This window comes from Pseudomonas sp. P20, from assembly GCF_016463925.1.
GTDB lineage: Bacteria > Pseudomonadota > Gammaproteobacteria > Pseudomonadales > Pseudomonadaceae > Pseudomonas > Pseudomonas aeruginosa.
In genome coordinates this window covers 35,519-57,119 of record NZ_JAEMVM010000026.1, presented here as the reverse complement: position 1 = coordinate 57,119, position 21,601 = coordinate 35,519, and the positions used below count along the sequence as shown (strand labels likewise).

At 64.8% G+C, this 21,601-nt stretch carries 21 protein-coding genes and 2 tRNA genes; 10 read left to right on the top strand and 13 right to left on the bottom strand.

All coding sequences use genetic code 11. From position 1 onward, the window contains the following. Positions 1–2 precede the first annotated feature (2 nt). From JHD77_RS25665 to JHD77_RS25650, 4 genes are all read left to right on the top strand, one after another. Positions 3–1,277 (top strand): zonular occludens toxin domain-containing protein, encoded by a 1,275-nt coding sequence (locus JHD77_RS25665; protein ID WP_109501567.1) that lies wholly within the window; start codon positions 3–5, stop codon positions 1,275–1,277. Positions 1,278–1,506: 229 nt separating this feature from the next. After that, a complete protein-coding gene (locus tag JHD77_RS25660; protein ID WP_004352686.1) occupies positions 1,507–2,799 on the top strand; it encodes a hypothetical protein in 1,293 nt (430 codons plus the stop codon). After that, positions 2,796–3,803 (top strand): phage integrase, encoded by a 1,008-nt coding sequence (locus tag JHD77_RS25655; RefSeq protein ID WP_003162405.1) that lies wholly within the window; start codon positions 2,796–2,798, stop codon positions 3,801–3,803. Before JHD77_RS25660 ends, JHD77_RS25655 begins: the two co-directional genes overlap by 4 nt. Positions 3,804–3,849: 46 nt before the next feature. Further along, entirely contained in the window at positions 3,850–4,287 is a 438-nt protein-coding gene (locus JHD77_RS25650; RefSeq protein WP_023084827.1) for a hypothetical protein, read from the top strand. Positions 4,288–4,350: 63 nt separating this feature from the next. On the opposite strand, the gene JHD77_RS25645 is transcribed toward JHD77_RS25650, so the two are convergent. From JHD77_RS25645 to lbcA, 9 genes are all read right to left on the bottom strand, one after another. Beyond that, positions 4,351–4,427 (bottom strand) — tRNA-Met (locus tag JHD77_RS25645). Positions 4,428–4,605: 178 nt separating this feature from the next. Then, positions 4,606–5,706, bottom strand: a complete 1,101-nt coding sequence (gene ychF, locus JHD77_RS25640) for a redox-regulated ATPase YchF (protein WP_003099270.1) — start codon at positions 5,704–5,706, stop codon at positions 4,606–4,608. Between the two features lie 40 nt (positions 5,707–5,746). Then, positions 5,747–6,331: an aminoacyl-tRNA hydrolase gene (gene pth, locus JHD77_RS25635; protein ID WP_003099278.1), complete on the bottom strand. Its 585-nt coding sequence runs from the start codon at positions 6,329–6,331 to the stop codon at positions 5,747–5,749. A 41-nt stretch (positions 6,332–6,372) separates the two neighbouring features. Continuing rightward, positions 6,373–6,987 (bottom strand): 50S ribosomal protein L25/general stress protein Ctc, encoded by a 615-nt coding sequence (locus JHD77_RS25630; protein ID WP_003099279.1) that lies wholly within the window; start codon positions 6,985–6,987, stop codon positions 6,373–6,375. A gap of 116 nt (positions 6,988–7,103) precedes the next feature. Then, positions 7,104–8,045: a ribose-phosphate pyrophosphokinase gene (locus JHD77_RS25625; protein ID WP_003099281.1), complete on the bottom strand. Its 942-nt coding sequence runs from the start codon at positions 8,043–8,045 to the stop codon at positions 7,104–7,106. Between the two features lie 55 nt (positions 8,046–8,100). Further along, a tRNA-Gln gene (locus JHD77_RS25620) sits at positions 8,101–8,175 on the bottom strand. A 36-nt stretch (positions 8,176–8,211) separates the two neighbouring features. Then, positions 8,212–9,060, bottom strand: a complete 849-nt coding sequence (gene ispE / locus JHD77_RS25615; protein ID WP_003146058.1) for a 4-(cytidine 5'-diphospho)-2-C-methyl-D-erythritol kinase — start codon at positions 9,058–9,060, stop codon at positions 8,212–8,214. Position 9,061: 1 nt separating this feature from the next. Next, a complete protein-coding gene (gene lolB / locus JHD77_RS25610; protein WP_003095005.1) occupies positions 9,062–9,679 on the bottom strand; it encodes a lipoprotein insertase outer membrane protein LolB in 618 nt (205 codons plus the stop codon). A 4-nt stretch (positions 9,680–9,683) separates the two neighbouring features. After that, entirely contained in the window at positions 9,684–11,456 is a 1,773-nt protein-coding gene (gene lbcA / locus JHD77_RS25605; RefSeq protein ID WP_074231569.1) for a proteolytic complex protein LbcA, read from the bottom strand. A 143-nt stretch (positions 11,457–11,599) separates the two neighbouring features. Between lbcA and hemA the strand changes: the two genes are divergently transcribed. The 6 genes from hemA to pagL all read left to right on the top strand — a co-directional run bounded on the left by hemA (position 11,600) and on the right by pagL (position 16,994). Beyond that, on the top strand, positions 11,600–12,868 hold the full coding sequence (gene hemA / locus JHD77_RS25600) for a glutamyl-tRNA reductase (RefSeq protein ID WP_003095001.1): 1,269 nt from the start codon (positions 11,600–11,602) through the stop codon (positions 12,866–12,868). 17 nt (positions 12,869–12,885) lie between these two features. Continuing rightward, positions 12,886–13,968 (top strand): peptide chain release factor 1, encoded by a 1,083-nt coding sequence (gene prfA / locus JHD77_RS25595; protein ID WP_003099290.1) that lies wholly within the window; start codon positions 12,886–12,888, stop codon positions 13,966–13,968. A gap of 1 nt (position 13,969) precedes the next feature. After that, entirely contained in the window at positions 13,970–14,800 is an 831-nt protein-coding gene (gene prmC / locus JHD77_RS25590) for a peptide chain release factor N(5)-glutamine methyltransferase (protein ID WP_017002043.1), read from the top strand. Then, complete coding sequence (locus JHD77_RS25585; RefSeq protein ID WP_003099296.1) at positions 14,794–15,552, top strand: molybdopterin-synthase adenylyltransferase MoeB; 759 nt, start codon at positions 14,794–14,796, stop codon at positions 15,550–15,552. The genes prmC and JHD77_RS25585 overlap by 7 nt, the downstream gene beginning before the upstream one ends. Beyond that, positions 15,542–16,339 (top strand): glutamate racemase, encoded by a 798-nt coding sequence (gene murI / locus JHD77_RS25580; RefSeq protein WP_003099300.1) that lies wholly within the window; start codon positions 15,542–15,544, stop codon positions 16,337–16,339. Before JHD77_RS25585 ends, murI begins: the two co-directional genes overlap by 11 nt. A gap of 133 nt (positions 16,340–16,472) precedes the next feature. Further along, complete coding sequence (gene pagL, locus JHD77_RS25575) at positions 16,473–16,994, top strand: lipid A 3-O-deacylase (protein ID WP_003099307.1); 522 nt, start codon at positions 16,473–16,475, stop codon at positions 16,992–16,994. Between the two features lie 125 nt (positions 16,995–17,119). On the opposite strand, the gene phrB is transcribed toward pagL, so the two are convergent. From phrB to JHD77_RS25555, 4 genes are all read right to left on the bottom strand, one after another. After that, positions 17,120–18,565: a deoxyribodipyrimidine photo-lyase gene (gene phrB, locus JHD77_RS25570; RefSeq protein WP_025324675.1), complete on the bottom strand. Its 1,446-nt coding sequence runs from the start codon at positions 18,563–18,565 to the stop codon at positions 17,120–17,122. Further along, complete coding sequence (locus JHD77_RS25565) at positions 18,562–19,461, bottom strand: MerR family transcriptional regulator (protein ID WP_003094990.1); 900 nt, start codon at positions 19,459–19,461, stop codon at positions 18,562–18,564. The genes phrB and JHD77_RS25565 overlap by 4 nt, the downstream gene beginning before the upstream one ends. Before the next feature lie 9 nt (positions 19,462–19,470). Further along, the gene (locus JHD77_RS25560; protein WP_003099314.1) at positions 19,471–20,427 is read right to left on the bottom strand and encodes a DUF523 and DUF1722 domain-containing protein; all 957 of its coding nucleotides are present in this window, start codon (positions 20,425–20,427) and stop codon (positions 19,471–19,473) included. A gap of 152 nt (positions 20,428–20,579) precedes the next feature. After that, positions 20,580–21,563: an NAD(P)/FAD-dependent oxidoreductase gene (locus tag JHD77_RS25555; RefSeq protein WP_003099318.1), complete on the bottom strand. Its 984-nt coding sequence runs from the start codon at positions 21,561–21,563 to the stop codon at positions 20,580–20,582. Positions 21,564–21,601: the final 38 nt, after the last annotated feature.

Below are 21,601 nucleotides of genomic sequence, written 5' to 3'. Positions count from 1 at the left end.
CCGTGTCGATCAAGATCCATCACGGCCCCAATGGCTCCTACAAGACCTCCGGCGCGATCCAGGATGACGCCGTGCCCGCGCTGAAAGACGGACGGGTGATCATCACCAACGTGCGCGGCTTCACCCTGGAGCGGGCCTATCAGGTCTTTCCGGACCTGCCCAACACGGCGGAGATCATCAACCTCGATCTGGAGTCGCTGGAAGACCTCGAAAAGATGCGCACGTGGTTTCAGTGGGCGCCCCGCGGGGCCTTCCTGATCTTCGACGAAACCCAACTGCTGTTTCCCAAGTCCTGGCGGGAAAAAGACCTCGAGCGTTTCGACTACCCCGGTGGACCGGAAGCGGCCCACGCCGCCGACCGTCCCATGGGCTGGCTCGACGCCTGGACCCGGCACCGGCATTTCAACTGGGACATCGTCCTCACCACGCCGAACATCTCCTACATCCGCGACGACATCCGCATGACCTGCGAGATGGCCTACAAGCATTCCAACCTCGCGGTGATCGGCATCCCTGGCCGCTACAAGGAGGCCCAGCATGACGCCCAACTCAACCGTCCGCCCGCCGATGGCACCATCATCGAATACAAGCGAATCCGAAAGCAGACCTTCGCCCTCTACCAGTCCACGGCCACCGGCAAGACCCAAGACACCAAGGCGGGCAAGAGCCTCTTCCGGTCGCCTAAGCTGGTTCTTCTACTGGCATTGCTGGCCGGCACTATTGGCTTTGTCTGGTATATGGGGCCTCTGCGCACGATTGGCGGTCCGGCTGCTGCGACACCTGCCGACGCTCCTGGCGACCCTGCTCAAGCCCCTGCTGCGCCCGCTGCTGTGGCTGCTCCAGCGCGTCCTGCTGCGAATAGCTTTCTTCCTCCTGGGCTTGTACCTGATGGGCCTGCTGCTGCGCCTGTTGATCTGAACGCCCATCCCTTCGCCGATCGGCGGATCTCCATCCTTGCCCACGCCTACCGCAAGTCGCGGGGCGACATCTACCTGTTCGCCCTGGACGATCCCACGGGCCGGCGCCTGGAACTCACCAGTTGGCAACTGATCGGCTCCGGCTACCGGGTGACGCCCAAGGGCGAGTGCGTCGTAGAGCTTCGCTATGAGGACTGGAAACAGACCGTCACCTGTGCCGGGAGGCAGGCCGGCGCGGTGGCCAGCATCGCTCCGGCAGCGCCTGTTGCCGCCTCCGCAGACGCACCGGCCAGGGGCCGGTCGCCGCTGACCATCGTCCCCGATTCCGAATACACCTCGCGGCCCTGGAGGCACAAATGATCGATTGGGAATTCCTCGTCCCGGTGGCGATGGGCTGGGCGCTGCATCACTGGTGGACGGTGATGACGGCGCTAGCGGCGGTAGGGGTGCCGCCATGAGGGGCGGGCCGCGCCGCCGGCCGGGAGCGCAAGGCATGAGCGATAGGCCGAAGGCGCGGCCGACGCCCCTGTAACACGTCGGATAACCCCCGATCAGCAACCTCATAGAACCTCATTAACGGGTAAAGAACATGAAGACTCCGATCCATCCAACCCGACTGGTCCTCGAAGAAAACGGGGATTTCCACAAGTCCCCGAAGGGGATGCTTTTCATGGACCCGCTCAATGGACAGTTCACCGACCTGTCAGGCGTGCGCATCCTGCGGTGTGGCGTGGACACCGTGCGGCAGCTGTACAACGGCAAGCTCCGGCCGGAAGTCATGGCGCTGTTTGACCTGTCGGTGGATGTGGTCGAGTTCGCCGGCTACGAATGGTCCAAGGGCCGTATCGGTCGCGACTCTGGCTATCAGTACCGCCTGCAGAACGCCGAAATGGGCCTGATCCTGCTGATCAAGAACCACAACATCAAGGTCGACACCATTGGCTCGCACCTCAAGATCGAGGTGTCGCCCCACGCCATTGACGGCGCCGACCCGCGTATCCTCCAGGGCGTGCTGGATGACCTGGCCGCAGCGGTGCTGAGTCACTGCGAGACCAACCAAGCAGCCGTGCATATCGCGCTGGATGTGCAGGGCTGGACGCCTCCGGCTGATCTCGTTGATCGCATGCACTGCCGCTCGCGTCGGGTACGGCAAATCAGTGGGATCGAGCGGATCGAGTTCGACGGCAATGCCTCGGTCTACGGGCGTGGCGAGACGTACATGTTCGGCTCGGCCAACGGCCTGCAACTGTCGATCTATAACAAGACCCTCCAGGCTCGGGCCACCGACAAGCTCGACTATTGGGAAAGCGTGTGGGCGACCCTGAACGGGGATCCGTTCGGCGATGGCGACCCGGCCTATAACCCCCTGGAAACGGTGTGGCGGATCGAGTTTCGCTATCACCACTCCATCGTCCAGCAGTTCTCCGAAGGCTCACGTATGGCCTCGGGAGAGGTCATCGGCTGCCGCACCTACGAGGGCCTTTGCCCGCACCTACAGGGGCTGTGGAACTATGCCTGCGAGGCATTCCGTGTGCTCTCTCGGGAGGGCATGTATGACGCCTTCTGGAGCCTGATCAGCCAGGATGCTCGCGTCCAAGTCGAGTGCGATCCGCTGATCGAGCGCACCGAGTATCGGCGCTATTACAAGACTGCCAAGGGCTTCAGCGGGCGTAACTGCGAGATGTTCCTCGGCCAGTTCGTGAGCCTGATCGCGCGGGAGCGTGTCCCGGCAAAAAAGGCTATTGAGTCCGCCCGCAAATTGGAGTTCTGGCACGTTATCGAAGACCACTATCTCGCCAAGGGTTGGACTCGTCGCGATCTGGAAAGGCATATCCACAAGCTCATGTGTGATCGCTATCTGCGCAAGGGATATGCGATATGACGGTACGTAAGGACGGCAAGACGTGGACGGCTGACTTCTATGAGAATGGTCGTTCCGGGCGCAGGATTCGCAAGAAAGGCTTCGCCACCAAGTCTGCCGCGATTCGCTATGAGCAGGATTTTTTCGCCGTGAAGGGCGAGACGGGCCGACCGCTGGATGACCGGCTCTCCGATCTGGTGAAGGTTTGGTATGACCTCCACGGCTGCACCTTGAAGGATGGCAAGCAACGCTTGGCGCGCTGCGAGGCGCTGGCGAAGCGGCTAGGGAATCCCCTGGCGTTCGAGTTCGATTCGTTGGCGTGGGCACGCTACCGGCAACGTCGCTTGACCGAGGTGAAGCCTGAGACGGTCAATCATGAGCAACGCTACTTGTCGGCGGTCTTCTCTGAACTGATTCGCCTGGGCTCCTGGCACAAGGAAAACCCGCTGGGCAAGGTCCGGCAAATCAAGACGGACCAGGTCGAACTGACGTTTCTGTCCCTGGATCAGGTCGCTCGACTGCTGGAAGAGTGCAAGGCCAGTACGAACAACCATACCTATCCGGTCGCGCTGTTGTGTCTCGCCACGGGAGCCCGCTGGGAAGAGGCGGAAAGCCTGACGCGGGGCGCTGTGCATGGCGGCAAGGTGCACTATCACCGGACCAAGAATCGGCAGAGCCGATCAGTGCCGATCCCGGACGAGTTGGAGAGGTTGATATTCAAGGTGGGCATGCCTGGATCTGGCCGCCTGTTCATGTCTTGCCGCGCCGCGTTCCGCTGCGCCTATCAGCGTTGCGGGTTCCAGACGCCGGGCCAGATGACCCACATTCTCCGCCATACCTTCGCCAGCCACTACATGATGGGAGGTGGGGACATCCTGGCCCTACAGCGGATCCTCGGTCACTCCTCGATCACCATGACTATGCGGTATGCGCATCTGTCGCCGGAACATTTGGAGTCGGCACTTCGACTCTCTCCCCTTACACAGTGCGGGTATCTTTCAGACCATGATCAACCGCTTTCTTGATCGAATCCGGGCATACTTCACGGACATAAAACGTTCGAGGTTTTGCATGGAAAACAAAATCCCGCTTCCCACGGATAGCCTGTACAAGTTTGTCGCGCTCTTCTCTATGACCATTCTTATCGGGGCTTTTTATCTAACCTTCTATGCTGGTGAGAGTTCAAATGCGGTGGTTTACGAGAACTGGAGCGAGCTTGCTTCACTGCAAAGCTTAGAAAAGCCAAATGCTGAACAGGCCGCTAGAAAGGAGATGTTGGAAAGAAAGATTGAAATCGCAGTAGAAAACCGAAAGACGCTCGTTAAGCTTGCTGCCTTTCTGGCAGGGGTAGGTACCTTAGGGGTCTACGTTGGCTTTGCGTTCTGGATACGCAAGCAACAGAAAGTCGCTGATCAAATCGCTGAGAACCAGCTTGAGCTTTCTAGGCTTCAGCTACTGGCGTTGCGCCATGAACTCAAGAGTAAAGGTGTAGAGGTAGACACGCTGTAGTCACTTTGTAGTCACCACAGGCAAAAGAAAAGGGGTTAGCTTGCGCTAACCCCTTGAAAAATATGGTGGCTACACCGGGACTTGAACCTGGGACATCAGCATTATGAATGCTGCGCTCTAACCGACTGAGCTATGTAGCCGAGTGGCGCGCATTTTCCGTATCTCGGGCGGGGCTGTCAACCCCTGGGGCTAGATAATTTTCTGATCTTTCAATCGTTTAGACGGAAGGGGTCGGATCGCCGGAGAGAGGGCGATGGGGAGGGGCAGGAGCGAAAAGCCCCGGCGCTTGGCCGGGGCTTTCCTGGGACGGGAAGGGGATTACACGTTGAAGCGGAAATGCATCACGTCGCCGTCCTTGACGATATAGTCCTTGCCTTCCAGGCGCCATTTACCGGCTTCCTTGGCGCCCTGTTCGCCCTTGAACTGGATGAAGTCGTCGTAGGCGACCACTTCGGCGCGGATGAAGCCTTTCTCGAAGTCGGTGTGGATCACGCCGGCGGCCTGCGGGGCGGTGGCGCCGACGCGGACGGTCCAGGCGCGGACTTCCTTCACCCCGGCGGTGAAGTAGGTCTGCAGGTTGAGCAGGCCGTAGCCGGCACGGATCACACGGTTCAGGCCGGGTTCCTCGAGACCGAGGGACTCGAGGAACATGTCCTTCTCTTCGCCGTCTTCCAGCTCGGCGATCTCGGCTTCGATCTTGTTGCACACCGGCACCACCACCGCGCCTTCTTCCTCGGCGATGGCCTTCACCACATCCAGGTGCGGGTTGTTCTCGAAGCCGTCCTCGGCGACGTTGGCGATGTACATCACCGGCTTGCTGGTCAGCAGGTGGAAGCTGCGCACCAGGCGCTTCTCCTCGTCACCGAGGTTCTTCAGCAGCGAACGCGCCGGCTTGCCTTCGGTGAAGTGGGGGATGAGCTTTTCCAGCAGGGCCTTCTGGGCCAGGGCTTCCTTGTCGCCGCCCTTGGCGTTGCGGGCGACTTTCTGCAGTTGCTTCTCGCAGCTGTCGAGGTCGGCGAAGATCAGTTCGAGGTCGATGATCTCGATGTCGCGCTTGGGGTCGACGCTGTTGGACACGTGGATCACGTTGTCGTCTTCGAAGCAGCGCACCACGTGGGCGATGGCGTCGGTCTCGCGGATGTTGGCGAGGAACTTGTTGCCCAGGCCCTCACCCTTGGAGGCGCCCGCCACCAGGCCGGCGATGTCGACGAATTCCATGGTGGTCGGCAGTACGCGCTCGGGCTTGACGATCTCGGCCAGGGCGTTCAGGCGCGCGTCGGGCATCGGCACGATGCCGCTGTTCGGCTCGATGGTGCAGAACGGGAAGTTTTCCGCCGCGATACCGGATTTGGTCAGGGCGTTGAACAGGGTGGACTTGCCGACGTTGGGCAGGCCGACGATGCCGCAGTTGAATCCCATGCTATGTCCCTCGCGCTCAGACAGGCGCTAGAAAAGTGGTTCAGGCCTTCTGGCTGTGCAGCTTCTGCATCGCCCGGGTCCAGTCCCCGGCGAGCATTTCCGGCAGCACGCCGAGGGCGAAGTCGATGCTGGTGTCGAGCAGTTCCTGCTCGCTGCGCGGGGCGCGGCCGAGCACGTAACCGGAAACCAGGCTGCTGTGCCCCGGATGGCCGATGCCAAGCCGCAGGCGATGGAAAGAATTCTGATTGCCGAGCTGGGCGATGATATCGCGCAACCCGTTGTGCCCGCCGTGTCCGCCGCCGGTCTTGAGCTTGGCGACGCCAGGGGGCATGTCGAGTTCGTCGTGGGCCACCAGGATGGCGTCCGGGGCGATCCGGAAGAATCCCGCCAGCGCCGCCACGGACTGGCCGCTGCGGTTCATGTAGGTGGTCGGGATCAACAGACGAACGTCCTTGCCCTGGTGGCTGAACTTGCCGACCAGGCCGAAATACTTGCGGTCAGCCACGAGGCTGACGCCCTGGGCATGCGCCAGGCGCTCAACGAAAAGGGCCCCCGCGTTATGCCGGGTCTGGTCGTATTCAGGACCCGGGTTTCCCAGGCCAACGATCAGTTGTACGGCAGTCACGACGGGAGCCCCTCTCTATAAAAAGGCGATCGAGTAATGAATTACTCGGCGGCGCCTTCTTCGCTACCTTCTTCCTTCACCACGCGGGAAGCGTGGATGTTGGCAACGGCCAGGTCGTTGCCGTGGGCCAGTTGTACCAGCTCGACGCCTTTCGGAGCCTTGAGGTCCGACAGGTGAACGATCTGGCCCAGCTCGACCTTGGCCATGTCGACTTCGATGAATTCCGGCAGGTCTTTCGGCAGGCAGGAAACTTCGACTTCGGAGATGGTGTGGGAGATCTCGCCACCGGCTTGCTTGACGCCAACGGCTACTTCTTCGTTGATGAAGTGCAGCGGTACGTGGGCGGTCAGCTTGTGGTCGGCGACCACGCGCAGGAAGTCGGCGTGCATCACGAAGCCTTTCGCCGGATGGCGCTGCAGGGCCTTGATCAGTACGGTTTCCTTGGCGCCGCCAACGTTCAGGGCGATCACGTGGCTGAAGGCAGCCTCGTTTTCCAGGAGCTTGGCGATTTCGCGCAGTTCCAGGGTTACGGACTGGGGCTCTTTGTCGCCGCCGTAAACGACAGCAGGAACCAGACCGGCGTTACGACGCAGGCGGCGGCTCGCACCTTTCCCCAGATCGGAACGCACTTGGGCATTCAGAATAAAGTCGACCATTGTGTATCTCCAAAAATAACAATGCGCCCGAACGCTTGCGACCAGCGTTCGGGCGATTTCAAAGGCCCCGCCGGAGCGGGGCGTTTTCGTTCAGGCGCGTTCGCCGAGGCTGGGCCTCAGCGGAACATCGCGCTGATCGATTCTTCGTTGCTGATCCGGCGCATGGCTTCCGCAACGACCGGAGCGATGTCCAGCTGGCGGATGCGGCCACAGGCCTGGGCAGCGGCGGACAGCGGGATGGTGTTGGTCACCACCAGCTCGTCCAGTACGGATTTCTCGATGTTCTCGATGGCACGGCCGGACAGCACCGGGTGGGTGCAGTAGGCGATGACCTTGGCGGCGCCGTGCTCTTTCAGGGCCTTGGCGGCGTGACCGAGGGTGCCGGCGGTATCGACCATGTCGTCTACCAGTACGCAGGTACGGCCTTCGACGTCACCGATGATGTGCATCACTTCGGACTGGTTGGCCTTGGGACGACGCTTGTCGATGATCGCAAGGTCAACGCCCAGGGACTTGGCCACGGCGCGCGCGCGCACCACGCCGCCGATGTCCGGGGAGACGATCATCAGGTTCTCGAAGCGCTGGTCTTCGATATCGTCCACCAGCACGGGGGAACCGTAGATGTTGTCTACCGGGATATCGAAGAAGCCCTGGATCTGATCCGCGTGCAGGTCGACCGTGAGGACACGGTTGACCCCGACGACGGTCAGCATGTCGGCCACTACCTTGGCGCTGATGGCCACGCGGGCGGAACGCGGACGGCGATCCTGGCGGGCATAGCCGAAGTAGGGGATGACAGCGGTGATACGAGTGGCCGAGGAGCGGCGGAAGGCATCGGCCATCACCACCAGTTCCATCAGGTTGTCGTTGGTCGGCGCGCAGGTCGGCTGAATCAGGAATACGTCCTTGCCGCGGACGTTTTCGTTGATTTCGACGCTGATTTCGCCATCGGAGAATTTGCCAACTGAAACATCGCCAAGAGGAATGTGCAGCTGACGCACGACGCGTCGTGCAAGATCGGGGTTAGCGTTCCCCGTGAAGACCATCATCTTGGACACGCTACAGGTACCTGTGTCGACCGAAGGGATCCGGATGAAATACAGAAGAGGAAAATGGCAGGGGCGGCTGGATTCGAACCAACGCATGGCAGGATCAAAACCTGCTGCCTTACCGCTTGGCGACGCCCCTGTGGTATTGCTCGAATGCCGTTTCGGCATTCCTTTCTCAGACCAGAGTTTCCAGCTTCCGGTGCAACATCGAGATGTTGCTTCCTTTGGCGACGAACCTCTGAAGGTGGTCTGGAAGAAGGGCCGAGACTTTATCAGCTTCAGCTTTGTTTGGGAAGCTCCCAAACACACAACCTCCAGTGCCGGTTAATCTAGCTGAAACAAATTTGTTTAGCAAGATCAAAGCGTTACGAACTTCTGGGTAACGCCTCTCGACTACCGGCTGACAGTCGTTTCGGCTGTCCCCCTCGAGAACGGTGCGCACTTTAATGGCGGGAGAATCGCGTGTCAACAGTGGATCTGAAAAAATTTCTGCTGTGCTGACAAGTACTTGCGGAACCACGACGAGATACCAGGGCTCCGGGATGTCCACCGGGGTGAGCTTTTCGCCCACGCCCTCGGCGAAAGCCGCGCGTCCGCGGGTGAAGACCGGCACGTCGGCGCCCAGGCGCAGGCCCAGGGCGGCGATGCGGTCCTCGTCCCAGCCGAGTTGCCAGAGATGGTTCAAGGCCAGGAGCGTCGTGGCGGCGTCGGAGCTGCCGCCGCCGATGCCGCCCCCCATGGGCAAGCGCTTGTCCAGCCAGATGTCGGCGCCTTGCGGGCTGCCGGAGGCTTCCTGCAGCCCGCGCGCGGCGCGCACGATCAGGTTGCTGTCGTGCGGCACCCCGGCGATTTCCGTGTGCAGGCGTACCTGGCCGTCCTGGCGGGCTTCGAAATGCAGCTCGTCGCCGTGGTCGAGGAATTGGAACAGGGTCTGCAACTCGTGATAGCCATCGTCGCGGCGGCCGAGGATATGCAGGAACAGATTGAGTTTGGCCGGGGCTGGCAGGCTGAGGCGCACGCTCATGTCAGCGGCCGAGCTGGCGCGGCTGCCAGTCCTTGATCACTAGGGTGACGTCGAGGTCCTGGCCGTGCAGTTTCAGGCGCTCGGGTAGCCAGTAGCCGTTCTGTTCGGCGTAGCGGGTGTATTCGATCTGCCAGCCGTCCTGTTCCAGGCGCGCCAGGCGGCTGTCGGCGTCGAGGGTCAGGCGGCTCTTGCTGTCCGGCGCCGGGAGGCCGCGTACCCACCAGAGCAGGTGCGAGACCGGCAGGCGCCAGCCTAGTTGTTCTTCCAGCAGTGCTTCCGGGGACTCCGCCTGGTAGCGGCCCTGCCCGGCGACCTCCAGGCTCACCGCGCCTTCACGCCCGGTCAGGCGTGCTGCGCCGCGGCCGAGCGGGCCGGACAGGCGGATGTCGTAGTAGCCCTGGCGCTGCAGCCAGAACAGGGTGCCGCTGCCGGAGTCGCGCGGGGCGCGGATGCCGACCTTGCCGTCGATCTGCCAGGCATCCAGCTCGCTGAGCTGCTGCTTGTGGGTTTTCCAGGTCTGCGCATCGCCCTGGCCTTCCAGGGCTTCGTGGGAGGTCAGGCCGGCGCAGCCGCTGAGCAGGGCCAGCGCGGAGGCGGCGAGGAAAAGACGTAGACGCATGGTTTCAAGGAGTCTCGGCGCCGGTCAGGCGCTTGATGGTGCGGCGCAGCACGTCGCTGTCGGGCTGCTTGTCGAGGTATTCGCGCCAGATGGCCCGGGCGTCGCCCTGGCGCCCCTGGGCCCAGAGGACTTCGCCCAGGTGCGCGGCGACCTCGTGGTCGGGGTAGCGCTGCAGCGCCTGGCGCAGGTAGCGCTCGGCGTCGGCCAGCTTGCCCTGGCGATAGTTGATCCAGCCCATGCTGTCGAGGATCGCCGGGTCGTCCGGGTTCAGCTTGTGCGCCTTGAGGATCAGCTCGCGGGCCTCGCCGTAGCGGGTGGTGCGGTCGGCCAGGGTGTAGCCGAGGGCGTTGAGGGCCATGGCGTTGTCCGGCTCGCGGGCGATGACGAAGCGCAGGTCCTTTTCCATCTGCGCCAGGTCGTTGCGCTTCTCCGCCAGCATCGAGCGGGTGTAGAGCAGGTTGAGGTCCTCCGGGTACTGCTTCAGACCCTCCTGGATGGCCTGCCAGGCCTTTTCCTGCTGGTCGTTGTTGGACAGCGCCTCGGCTTCGATCAGGTACAGCTGGATGCCGTAGTCGGGTTGCTCGCTGCGCGCCTTGTCCAGGCGCTGGGCGGCTTCGTCGACGCGACCGGCCTTGAGCAGGACGTCGGTCTGGCGCAGTTGCGCCGGGAGGAAGTCATTGCCCGGGCCGACCTGGGCGTACTCGTCGAGGGCACGCGCGGTGTCCTTCTGTTCCTCGGCGAGGCGGCCGAGGTTGAAGTGGGCGGCGTCGACGTGGCTGTCGCGCTCGACCAGTTCTTCCAGGTAGATCCTGGCTTCGTCCCAGGCCTGGGCTTCCAGGCAGACCAGCGCCAGGGAGAAACGCAGGTCGTCGTCGTCGGGGAATTGCTGGACCAGTCCGGCGAACTCGGCCTTGGCGTCGTCCAGGCGATTCTGCTCCACCAGCAGGCGCGCGTAGGCGAGGCGCACGCGTTTGTCGTCCGGGTGTTCCTTGATCCCGGCCTTGAGCAGCGGCAGGGCCTCGTCGCTGCGCTTCATGCTCTGCAACAGGCGCGAGCGGAGCAGCAGCGGGGCGACTTCGTGGCGGCTTGCGGAGTTGTCCTCGAGCAGGGTCAGGGCTTCATCCGGGCGGCCGTCCTGTTGCAGCAGCAGGGCCTTGCCGAACAGCAACTGGCCGTTGTTCGGGTATTTCTTCAACAGGTGGTCGAAGCTCTGCAGCAGGCCGGCGCGGGTATCCGGGTCGGTCTCCGCGGCAGACAGGGCGAGGAAGTCGAAGTGCGTGTCGCCCTGGCCGTTGAGGACCTTCTCCATGTACACCATGGACTCCTCGTAGCGCCCGGCGCGGGCCAACTGGATCGCGGCGGCGCGTTGGGCATCGAGGTTGTCCGGCGCGCTGCGCGCCCAGAGCAGGGAGGTGTCGAGGGTTTCCTGGTCGGCGCCGAGGTATTCGGCGATGCGGAAGGCGCGCTCGGAAACCCCGGGGTCGCGGGTTTTCTGCGCCTGCACCACATAGTTGCTCAGGGCGATGTCGAAGCGGTTGCGCTGCCCGGCCAGTTCGGCCACCAGCAGCGAATACAGGCTGTCCTCGCTGAAGGAGCCGTACTTTTCCGGCTTGGCCTTGGTCTCGACCGCGGTGTCTTCCACCGGCGGGGTGCCATCGGGAGTCTTGTGGATAAGTGACTGGCAGCCGCCGAGCAGCAGCGTGACGGTCAGCAGCGCAAGGGATTTGTTCATAGAGGAAGAAAGCCGGCCTTGAACCTGCGAGGGTGGCGCCATCATGACATAAGCCGTCCGGCAAGCCCAAGGGGGCCGGGACGGGCGTCGACGAAGCTGTCTATGGGGTCAATACATCGGCAATGGTTGTCCTGCCCTTGGCGAAGTAGGAGAATTGCGCGTTTCCCCGATTAGCTCAGCGATCCTGCATGGCCTTCATTGCCCTCGGCATCAATCACAAGACCGCCTCGGTGGCTGTCCGCGAGCGCGTGGCTTTCACTCCGGAACAGATGGTCGAGGCGCTGCAGCAGCTCTGCCGCCTGACCACCAGCCGCGAGGCGGCCATTCTGTCGACCTGCAACCGGAGCGAACTCTACCTGGAGATCGACCATCCGACCGCGGACGACGTGCTCGCCTGGCTGGCGGACTACCATCGCCTGACTCTCGACGAGTTGCGCGCCTGTGCCTATGTGCACCAGGACGAAGACGCGGTGCGCCACATGATGCGCGTGGCCTCCGGCCTCGACTCGATGGTCCTCGGCGAGCCGCAGATCCTCGGCCAGATGAAGTCGGCCTACGCCGTCGCGCGCGAGGCCGGCACCGTCGGTCCGCTGCTCGGCCGCCTGTTCCAGGCCACCTTCAGTACGGCGAAGACCGTCCGCACCGATACCGCCATCGGCGAGAACCCGGTGTCCGTGGCGTTCGCCGCGGTGAGCCTGGCCAAGCAGATCTTCAGCGACCTGCACCGCAGCCAGGCGCTGCTGATCGGCGCCGGCGAGACCATCACCCTGGTCGCGCGCCACCTGTTCGAGCAAGGCGTGAAGCGCATCGTGGTGGCCAACCGCACCCTGGAGCGCGCCAGCCTGCTCGCCGAGCAGTTCGGCGCCCATGCGGTGCTGCTTTCGGAGATCCCCGAGGAGTTGGCCAACAGCGATATCGTCATCAGCTCCACTGCCAGCCAGTTGCCGATCCTCGGCAAGGGCGCCGTGGAGCGCGCGCTGAAGCAGCGCAAGCACAAGCCGATGTTCATGGTCGACATCGCCGTGCCGCGCGACATCGAGCCGGAAGTCGGCGAACTGGACGACGTCTACCTCTATAGCGTCGACGACCTCCACGAAGTAGTGGCGGAGAATCTCAAGAGCCGCCAGGGCGCTGCCCAGGCCGCCGAGGAACTGGTCGGCAGTGGCGTCGCCGAGTTCATGCAGCGCCTGCGCGAACTGGCCGCGGTGGACGTGCTGCGCGCCTATCGGCAGCAGGCCGAGCGCCTGCGCGATGAGGAGCTGGGCAAGGCCCAGCGGCAACTGGCCAACGGTGCCGACCCCGCCGAGGTGATGGCCCAGCTGGCCCGCGGCCTGACCAACAAACTGCTGCACGCGCCCAGCGTGCAGATGAAGAAAATGTCCGCCGAGGGCCGCATCGACGCGCTGGCCCTGGCCCAGGAGCTGTTCGCCCTCGACGAGGGCGCGCCGCGCCACTGACCGGTACCTATGCCTGCATGAAAGCTTCTCTGCTGAAAAAGCTGGATGTCCTCAGCGATCGCTACGAAGAACTGACGGCGCTGCTCGGCGACGCCGAGGTGATCAGTGACCAGACCCGCTTCCGCGCCTATTCCCGCGAGTACGCCGAGGTCGAACCGGTGATCCTGGCGTTCCGCGACTACCGCAAGGTGCAGGCCGACCTCGAGGGCGCCCAGGCGTTGCTCAAGGACAGCGACCCGGAGTTGCGCGACCTCGCCGAGGAGGAGGTCGCCGAAGCGCGCGGCCGCCTCGCCGCCCTCGGCGACAGCCTGCAGCGCATGCTGCTGCCGAAGGATCCCAACGACAGCCGCAACGTGTTCCTGGAGATCCGTGCCGGCACCGGTGGCGACGAGGCGGCGATCTTCTCCGGCGACCTGTTCCGCATGTATTCGCGCTACGCCGAGCGCCAGGGCTGGCGGGTCGAGACGCTGTCGGAGAACGAGGGCGAGCACGGTGGCTACAAGGAAGTGATTGCCCGGGTCGAGGGCGACAACGTCTACGCCAAGCTCAAGTTCGAGTCCGGCGCGCACCGCGTGCAGCGGGTGCCGGAAACCGAATCCCAGGGCCGGATCCACACTTCCGCCTGCACCGTCGCGGTGCTGCCGGAGCCGGACGAGCAGGCAGCGATCGAGATCAACCCGGCCGACCTGCGGGTGGACACCTACCGTTCCTCCGGTGCCGGCGGCCAGCACGTCAACAAGACCGACTCGGCGGTGCGCATCACCCACATTCCCAGCGGCATCGTGGTCGAGTGCCAGGAAGAGCGCTCGCAGCACAAGAACCGCGCCAAGGCCATGGCCTGGCTGGCGGCCAAGCTCAACGACCAGCAGCAGGCCGCGGCGCAGCAGGCGATCGCCAGCACGCGCAAGCTGCTGGTGGGCTCGGGCGACCGCTCGGAGCGCATCCGTACCTACAACTTCCCGCAAGGGCGGGTCACCGACCATCGCATCAACCTCACCCTGTACTCCCTGGGCGAGGTGATGGAGGGCGCGGTGGAACAGGTGATCGAGCCGCTGCTGCAGGAATACCAGGCCGATCAACTGGCGGCCCTGGGCGACTGACATGACCACTATCTGTACCCTTCTCAAGGATTCCCAACTGCCCGATTCGCCCAGCGCCCGGCTCGACACCGAGTTGCTGCTGGCGGCGGCGATGGGCAAGCCGCGCAGCTTCCTGCGTACCTGGCCGGAGCGCATCGTGCCGCGCGAGGCCAACGAGCTGTTCGACGACTGGATCGCCCGTCGGCGCAACGGCGAGCCGGTGGCCTACATACTTGGCCACCAGGGCTTCTGGAGCCTGGACCTGGAGGTCGCGCCACACACCCTGATCCCGCGCCCGGACACCGAACTGCTGGTGGAAACCGCGCTGGCGACCCTCGCGGCGGACACCGCTACCGTGCTCGACCTGGGCACCGGCACCGGCGCCATCGCCCTGGCCCTGGCCAGCGAACGGCCGCTGTGGACGGTGACTGCGGTGGACCGCGTGGAAGAGGCCGTGGCGCTGGCCGAGCGCAATCGCCAGCGGTTGCTCCTGGAGAACGTCGAGGTGCGCCGCAGCCACTGGTTCTCCGCTCTCGATGGCCGACGCTTCCGGATGATCGTCGGCAATCCGCCGTATATCCCTGCCAGCGATCCGCACCTGAGCGAGGGCGACGTGCGTTTCGAGCCGAAGAGCGCGCTGGTCGCGGGTAGCGATGGCCTCGACGATATCCGCCAGATCGTCGCCCAGGCGCCGCAGCATTTGCTGGACGAAGGCTGGTTGCTGCTCGAGCACGGCTATGATCAAGGGGCGGCGGTGCGCGAACTGCTCGGCGCCCGCGGCTTCGCCGGGGTACATACGTTGCGCGACCTCGGCGGCAACGAGCGGATCACTCTCGGACAATGGGCATGCTGAGCGACGAGGAACTGCTGCGCTACAGTCGCCAGATCCTACTGGCGCAGGTCGACGTCGAGGGCCAGCTGCGCCTGAAGCGCAGCCGCGCACTGATCGTCGGTCTTGGCGGCCTGGGTTCGCCGGTGGCGCTGTACCTGGCCGCGGCCGGGGTCGGCGAGCTGCACCTGGCGGATTTCGATACGGTCGACCTGACCAACCTGCAACGGCAGGTCATCCACGATGGCACCAGCGTCGGTGTCGGCAAGGTGGAGTCGGCGATGCGCCGGCTGGGCGCGCTGAATCCGCAGATCCGCCTGGTCAGCCATAGCGCCGCGCTGGACAAGGACTCCCTCGATGCCGCCGTGGCGGCGGTCGACCTGGTGCTCGACTGCACCGACAACTTCGCCACCCGCGAGGCGGTCAACGTCGCCTGCGTGCGCGCCGGCAAGCCCCTGGTCAGCGGCGCGGCGATCCGTCTCGAGGGCCAGCTTTCGGTATTCGATACCCGCCGCGACGAAAGCCCCTGCTACCACTGCCTCTACGGGCACGGCAGCGAGGCCGAGCTGACCTGCAGCGAGGCCGGCGTGATCGGTCCGCTGGTGGGGCTGGTCGGTAGCCTGCAGGCGCTGGAGGCGCTCAAGCTGCTGGCCGGTTTCGGCGAACCGCTGGTGGGCCGCCTGCTGCTGGTGGACGCCCTCGGCACGCGCTTCCGCGAATTGCGGGTGCGTCGCGATCCTTCCTGTGCCGTCTGCGGGCAACGCCATGGCGGTTGAGTCGGCCGCGGTCGGCGTTTTCGATTCCGGGGTCGGCGGGCTCAGCGTATTGCGTGAGATTCGCGCGCGCCTGCCATCCGAATCGTTGCTCTACGTCGCCGACAACGCCCATGTGCCCTACGGCGAGAAGAGCGCGGAGTACATCCGCGAACGCTGCGAGCGGATCGGTGATTTCCTTCTGGAGCAGGGCGCCAAGGCTCTGGTACTGGCCTGCAATACCGCGACGGCTGCGGCTGCGGCGGAATTGCGCGAACGTTATCCGCAGGTGCCGCTGGTGGCCATGGAGCCTGCGGTGAAGCCGGCCGCGGCGGCCACCCGCAACGGTCGGGTCGGCGTCCTGGCCACCACCGGAACTCTGAAGAGCGCGCGTTTCGCCGCCTTGCTCGACCGCTTCGCCAGCGACGTACAGGTCTTCACCCAGCCCTGCCCGGGGCTGGTCGAGCGCATCGAAGCCGGCGATCTCTATGGGCCGCAAACCCGGGCACTGCTGGAACGCCTGCTGGCGCCGATCCTCGAACAGGGCTGCGATACGCTGATCCTCGGCTGTACTCATTATCCCTTCGTCAAACCCCTGCTGGCCGAGCTGATCCCGGCGGAGATGGCGGTGATCGATACGGGAGCGGCTGTCGCCCGGCAGCTGGAGCGCGTATTGTCGGCGCGGGCGCTACTGGCCTCTGGCCAGGCCGCGACGCCGCGTTTCTGGACCAGCGCGCTGCCGGAGGAGATGGAAAGGATCCTGCCGATCCTCTGGGGAAGCCCGGAAAGCGTAGGAAAATTAGTCGTTTAGTCGTTCCTGGCAGACGTGTCAGCGATTTTTTGAACTAAAGCGTTTGGTCTAGTATCTGCTTTAGTAAGTGCGCTCTTATAATGCGCAGCTTGAATGCGGGGGCTTTCATGCAACTTTCGAAAAGGACGTTTCAATGAAGAAACTACTTCCGCTGGCCGTTCTGGCCGCACTTTCCTCCGTCCACGTGGCGTCCGCCCAGGCGGCGGACGTCTCGGCCGCCGTCGGTGCGACCGGCCAGTCGGGCATGACCTATCGCCTGGGCCTGAGCTGGGATTGGGACAAGAGCTGGTGGCAGACCTCCACCGGGCGCCTGACCGGCTACTGGGATGCGGGCTACACCTATTGGGAAGGTGGCGATGAAGGCGCCGGCAAGCATTCGCTGTCGTTCGCTCCGGTATTCGTCTACGAGTTCGCCGGCGACTCGATCAAGCCATTCATCGAGGCCGGTATCGGCGTGGCGGCGTTCTCCGGCACCCGTGTCGGCGACCAGAACCTGGGTTCCTCCCTGAACTTCGAAGACCGCATCGGCGCCGGCCTGAAGTTCGCCAACGGCCAGTCGGTCGGCGTTCGGGCGATCCACTATTCCAACGCCGGCCTGAAACAGCCGAACGACGGTATCGAGTCCTACAGCCTGTTCTACAAGATCCCGATCTAGTCGGCACGGGCGAAAAAAGCCGGGTTCATCCCGGCTTTTTCATGCCTGCGATTCTTCCGCCACGCCGCACCGCCCTATGGAAAGAGCGAGCCATTTGGCGGGAGGCGATAGCTCGCTGACGCGCCCTACGCGCGACCATCGCGCGGCGGCAGGTTGCGGAAAGCCGCCAGCGCCCGTTCGCGGCTGGCCTTCAGGTCGACCATCGGCCGTGGATAGTCGACCCCGGCGAACAGCCCCAGGCTGGACGGATCGTGGATCGCCTTGCGCTCCAGGCCGGCCAGTTCCGGCAGCCAGTGGCGGATGAACTCGCCGCGTGGATCGAAGCGTTCGGACTGCGAGAGCGGATTGAACAGGCGGAAGTAGGGAACCGCGTCGGTGCCGGTGGATGCGCTCCACTGCCAGCCGCCGTTGTTCGCCGCCAGGTCACCGTCGATGAGGTGGCGCATGAACCAGCGTTCGCCTTCGCGCCAGTCGATCAGCAGGTTCTTGCTGAGGAACATCGCTACCACCATCCGCAGGCGATTGTGCATCCAGCCGGTGGCGAGCAACTGGCGCATTGCCGCGTCGATGATCGGTATGCCGGTGCGCCCCTGTTGCCAGGCTTCGAGTTCCGCCGGGGCCTGGCGCCAGCGCAGGGCTTCGGTCTCCTCGCGGAAGGGGCGGTGCCGGGAGACCCGGGGGTAGCCGACCAGGATGTGCTTGTAGAACTCGCGCCAGAGCAGCTCGTTGATCCAGGTCGCGGCGCCTTGCTGGCCGCCGCTGAACTCGCCGCGGTTGGCAACCAGCGCGGCGTCCAGGCATTGTCTGGGTGAGAGTACGCCGGCGGCCAGGTAGGGCGACAGTTGGCTGGTGCCGGGAAGCGCCGGGAAGTCGCGCCGTTCATGGTAGTCGGCCAGGTGCTGGTCGGCGAAGTCGCGCAGGCGTTCCTGCGCTACCTCTTCGCCTGCTGGCCAGAGGCGGCGCAAGCTATCGGCCGGCCGCGGGAAGGCGGGCACGGCATCCGGCAGCGGGTCGCTGGCCAGCGCGTGCGGTGGCTGGGGCTGCGGACGCGGGCGGACACCCGGCAGGGCCTGGTACAGCCGTTCGTGGCAGACCTTGCGGAACTGGCTGAACACCTGGAAATAGCCGCCAGTTCGGGTCAGTACCGAGCCGGGGGCGAAGAACAGCTGGTCGAGGTGGCTGTGGAAGGCCACGCCCTGTTCGCGCAGGCGTTGGTCGACGGCCTGGTCGCGGCGTTCCTCGTTCACCCCGTATTCCTGGTTGACGTGTACCGCGCCGACTCCCAGTTCCCGACAGAGCCGGCCGATGACTTCCGGGGCTTGCCGCCAGTGGCCGCAGTCGCGCACCAGCAGCGGGATGTTCAGCGCGGCGAGCTGGCGTTGCAGCTCGCCCAGGTTGCGCAGCCAGAAGTCGACCTTGCAGGGCGCATCGTCGTGTTCCCGCCACTGCGCCGGGCTGAGCAGGTAGAGAGCCACGCAAGGGCGCCCATCGGCGGCGGCGAGGAGCGCGCTGTTATCGGTGGTTCGCAGGTCGCAGCGAAACCAGATCAGGTTCATCGGAAGTCCGTTCATGGGTTCAACAGGCCTCGTTCGCCGAGCAGGCGGCGGGCTTCCAGGGGCGTGCTCGCCAGCAGCAGGCCAGTTAGCGCCAAGGTTTCGAAGGCTTCGCGCTGGATCTCCACGGCCGGTCCGACCAGCACCACCGGGCAGCTCACCCCTGCCAGCAGGCGCGGCAGGTGCTCCGGATTGAGGCGATGACTGGCGTACAGCAACACGCCGCGAGCTTCCAGGCGTTCGCAGGCCAGGGCCAGTTCGGCCGGTGGCAGCGGCCAGTCGAAGACCTGCAGCGGCACCTCGCCGCTGCCGAGCAACCAGCTGCACAGCCAGAGGTTCGGTTCCAGCGACAGCTCGGACTGGTTGACCAGCAGCAGCGGCGCGCCCTGTTGCAGCCGTTGCTGGTGATAAAGGCGGGCGCCCAGCTTGCTGCGCAACCAGGAGAAGAAGAAGGCCCGCTCCATGCGCGCGCCGAACTGTCCCTGCCAGCGTCGTTCGAGGTGCTGCAGCAAGGGTTGCAGAAGCTTTTCGCAGAGGGTCGCTACCGGATAGAGCGACGCGGCCTGGTTGAACAGATCGTCGAGGCGTCGCTCGGCCAGCGCGGCGATGGCGTCCAGCAGCTGTTCGTGCAGGCGTTCCCAGGGGGATTCGACATCCGCCGCCGGGGTTTCCTCCGGACGCTCCAGCAGCGCGCGCACCTGGCTGATGGCGACGCCACGCTCGAGCCAGACGAGTATCCGGCGGATGCGCTCGACCTGCTCTTCGCTGTAGAGCCGGTGCCCCTTGCCGGTGCGTTGCGGCACCACCAGGCCATAGCGGCGCTCCCAGGCGCGCAGGGTGACCGGATGGACGCCGGTCAGACGAGTGACTTCGCGGATCGGCAGGCCGCCGCGTTCGAGGTGGGGCGAGTTCATCGGGAAATCCTAGAGCGCGTTGCGCAGGCCGAGTTCGGTCGGGTGCGGTTGCAGGTAGGCCTGCTGGGCGATGTATGCATGCGGGTGGCGACGGAAGTGGTGCTTTAGCAGGGTCAGCGGTACCACCAGCGGCACGCTGCCATGCCGGTATTGCTCGATCAGCTCGCGCAATTCACGCCTGTCTTCGGTTGCGAGGTCGCGTTTCAGGTAGCCGCTCAGGTGCAGCAACACGTTGCCATGGCTGCCGCGGGTCGCGCAGCGGCGCAAGCCCTGCATCAGCTCGCCGAAGTAGCGAGTGCCGAGGGCTTCCGGCTGGTAGTGGCCGGCTTCGCCGAGCAGGCGGCCGAGGCTGCGGTAGTGCTCCGGCGAATGGGCCAGCAACTGGTACTTGTAGCGGCTATGGAAGGCGACGATGGCCGAATGGCTGAGGCCGCGCTGGCGCAGGGCCTGCCAGTGGGCATGGGCATACACGCGGGTGAGGAAGTTCTCCCGCAGGACCGGATCGTGCAGCCGGCCTTCTTCTTCCACCGGTAGCTCCGGCAAGGCTTCGCAAAGGGCTGCGGCGAAGCGTCCACGGCCTTCGGCGCGCGGCGCGCCGCCGCCTTCTGGATAGACCTTGACCCGTTGCAGCCCGCAGGACGGCGAGCGTTGCATGAAGATGAAACCGTCCAGCGTATCCGCCCGTTGCGCCACCCTCCGCGCATATTCGGCGAGCGCTCCGCCGACCGCCAGGCCGTCGCGGCTCCGCGCCTCGGCGGCTTCCGGAGTGCCTTCCAGGCGAATCGCCGGGCGCGGCGTGCCCAGGCCGATGGCCTGTTCCGGGCAGAAGGAGACGAACTCGACGTGTCGCGCCAGTTCCTCGCAAAGCGCGGATCGCTTGTGGCCGCCGTTGAAGCGCACCGGTTCGCCGAGCAGGCAGGCGCTGATGCCGAGTCGGGGCGTCAGGGAAGGGTGAGATTCGTGCATCGGTGTCGTCTCCCGAGGGGAAAGGAGGTTCGCGCGCAGCTCGACAGTCAGGCGGTCATACGACACATCCTAGAACTTATCTTGTACAGGTCAATGTATTTGTATAGGTATTTTCTTGTCACATCGGGCCGCCAGGCGACGGCCCGATCCCCTCAGAGATGTTCCAGCAGGCGCCGCGCGGCTTCCTGGCCGCTGAGCCAGGCGCCTTCGACGCGGCCGCTGGAGCACCAGTCGCCGCAGGCGTAGATGCCCAGGTCGGGATCGCCGAGGGCGCCCCACTGGTGGGCCTCCGCCGGGCGTGCATAGAGCCAGCGGTGGGCGATGCTGAAGGCGGCTTCCGGTACGGCGCAGCCGATCACTTCGGCGAAGGCGCAGCGCAGGTGCTCGACCACGTCCTCCTTGGCCATGTCGATGTGCTGCCGGCTCCACTGGCTGGTGGCGTGCAGCACCCAGGTGTCGAGGGTGGTGTCGCGCCCCGGCTTGCTGCGATTGCAGGCCAGCCAGGCGATCGGACTGTCGTGCACGAAGCAGCCCTGCACCGGGGTGTCGAGTACCTCGCGGAAGCCCAGCGCCACCGCCCAGGTCGGCTCCATGACCACGCTCGCGGCGGTGGCCGCCAGTTTCGGCACGCTGGCCAGCAGCGGCGTGGCCTGGGGAGCGGGGATGGCGATCAGGACCTGGTTGAACGGACCGTGGTTCTGTCCCTCGGCGTCCTGCAGGTGCCAGTGCTGCTTGCCGCGGAAGACCTCGGTGATGCGGCAGGAGAAGACCACTTGCAGATCGGTGAGCAGGGCGCGGGTGATCGCACTCATCCGTGGGATGCCGACCCAGCGTGGCTGCTCGTCCGGGGAGGGGCTCAGCTGGCCGTCGCGGTATTGGTAGAGAGCGGGTTTCCACTCGTCCACCCAGCCTTCCTCGCGCCAGTGTTGCAAGGCGTCGAGGAAGCGCCGGTCGCGGGCGGTGAAGTATTGCGCGCCGAGGTCCAGCGTGCCGGCCTCGCTGCGCTTGCTGGCCATGCGGCCGCCGCTGCCGTGGCCCTTGTCGAACAGTTGTACGGTCTGGCCGGCGGATCTCAATGCGTGGGCGGCGGAAAGCCCGGCGATGCCAGTACCGATGATGGCGATGGGGACGCTCATGACATGCCTCTCTGGTTGTGTAGCGTCTGGACAGGCGA

What these genes read in the sequence shown, in the direction of transcription:
- JHD77_RS25660 (WP_004352686.1), top strand. Translation starts at nt 1,507, where the DNA reads ATGAAGACTCCGATCCATCCAACCCGACTGGTCCTCGAAGAAAACGGG.
- JHD77_RS25655 (WP_003162405.1), top strand. Translation starts at nt 2,796, where the DNA reads ATGACGGTACGTAAGGACGGCAAGACGTGGACGGCTGACTTCTATGAG.
- JHD77_RS25650 (WP_023084827.1), top strand. Translation starts at nt 3,850, where the DNA reads ATGGAAAACAAAATCCCGCTTCCCACGGATAGCCTGTACAAGTTTGTC.
- ychF (WP_003099270.1), bottom strand. Translation starts at nt 5,706, where the DNA reads ATGGGATTCAACTGCGGCATCGTCGGCCTGCCCAACGTCGGCAAGTCC.
- JHD77_RS25630 (WP_003099279.1), bottom strand. Translation starts at nt 6,987, where the DNA reads ATGGTCGACTTTATTCTGAATGCCCAAGTGCGTTCCGATCTGGGGAAA.
- ispE (WP_003146058.1), bottom strand. Translation starts at nt 9,060, where the DNA reads ATGAGCGTGCGCCTCAGCCTGCCAGCCCCGGCCAAACTCAATCTGTTC.
- lolB (WP_003095005.1), bottom strand. Translation starts at nt 9,679, where the DNA reads ATGCGTCTACGTCTTTTCCTCGCCGCCTCCGCGCTGGCCCTGCTCAGC.
- lbcA (WP_074231569.1), bottom strand. Translation starts at nt 11,456, where the DNA reads ATGATGGCGCCACCCTCGCAGGTTCAAGGCCGGCTTTCTTCCTCTATG.
- hemA (WP_003095001.1), top strand. Translation starts at nt 11,600, where the DNA reads ATGGCCTTCATTGCCCTCGGCATCAATCACAAGACCGCCTCGGTGGCT.
- prfA (WP_003099290.1), top strand. Translation starts at nt 12,886, where the DNA reads ATGAAAGCTTCTCTGCTGAAAAAGCTGGATGTCCTCAGCGATCGCTAC.
- prmC (WP_017002043.1), top strand. Translation starts at nt 13,970, where the DNA reads ATGACCACTATCTGTACCCTTCTCAAGGATTCCCAACTGCCCGATTCG.
- JHD77_RS25585 (WP_003099296.1), top strand. Translation starts at nt 14,794, where the DNA reads ATGCTGAGCGACGAGGAACTGCTGCGCTACAGTCGCCAGATCCTACTG.
- murI (WP_003099300.1), top strand. Translation starts at nt 15,542, where the DNA reads ATGGCGGTTGAGTCGGCCGCGGTCGGCGTTTTCGATTCCGGGGTCGGC.
- pagL (WP_003099307.1), top strand. Translation starts at nt 16,473, where the DNA reads ATGAAGAAACTACTTCCGCTGGCCGTTCTGGCCGCACTTTCCTCCGTC.
- phrB (WP_025324675.1), bottom strand. Translation starts at nt 18,565, where the DNA reads ATGAACGGACTTCCGATGAACCTGATCTGGTTTCGCTGCGACCTGCGA.
- JHD77_RS25565 (WP_003094990.1), bottom strand. Translation starts at nt 19,461, where the DNA reads ATGAACTCGCCCCACCTCGAACGCGGCGGCCTGCCGATCCGCGAAGTC.
- JHD77_RS25560 (WP_003099314.1), bottom strand. Translation starts at nt 20,427, where the DNA reads ATGCACGAATCTCACCCTTCCCTGACGCCCCGACTCGGCATCAGCGCC.
- JHD77_RS25555 (WP_003099318.1), bottom strand. Translation starts at nt 21,563, where the DNA reads ATGAGCGTCCCCATCGCCATCATCGGTACTGGCATCGCCGGGCTTTCC.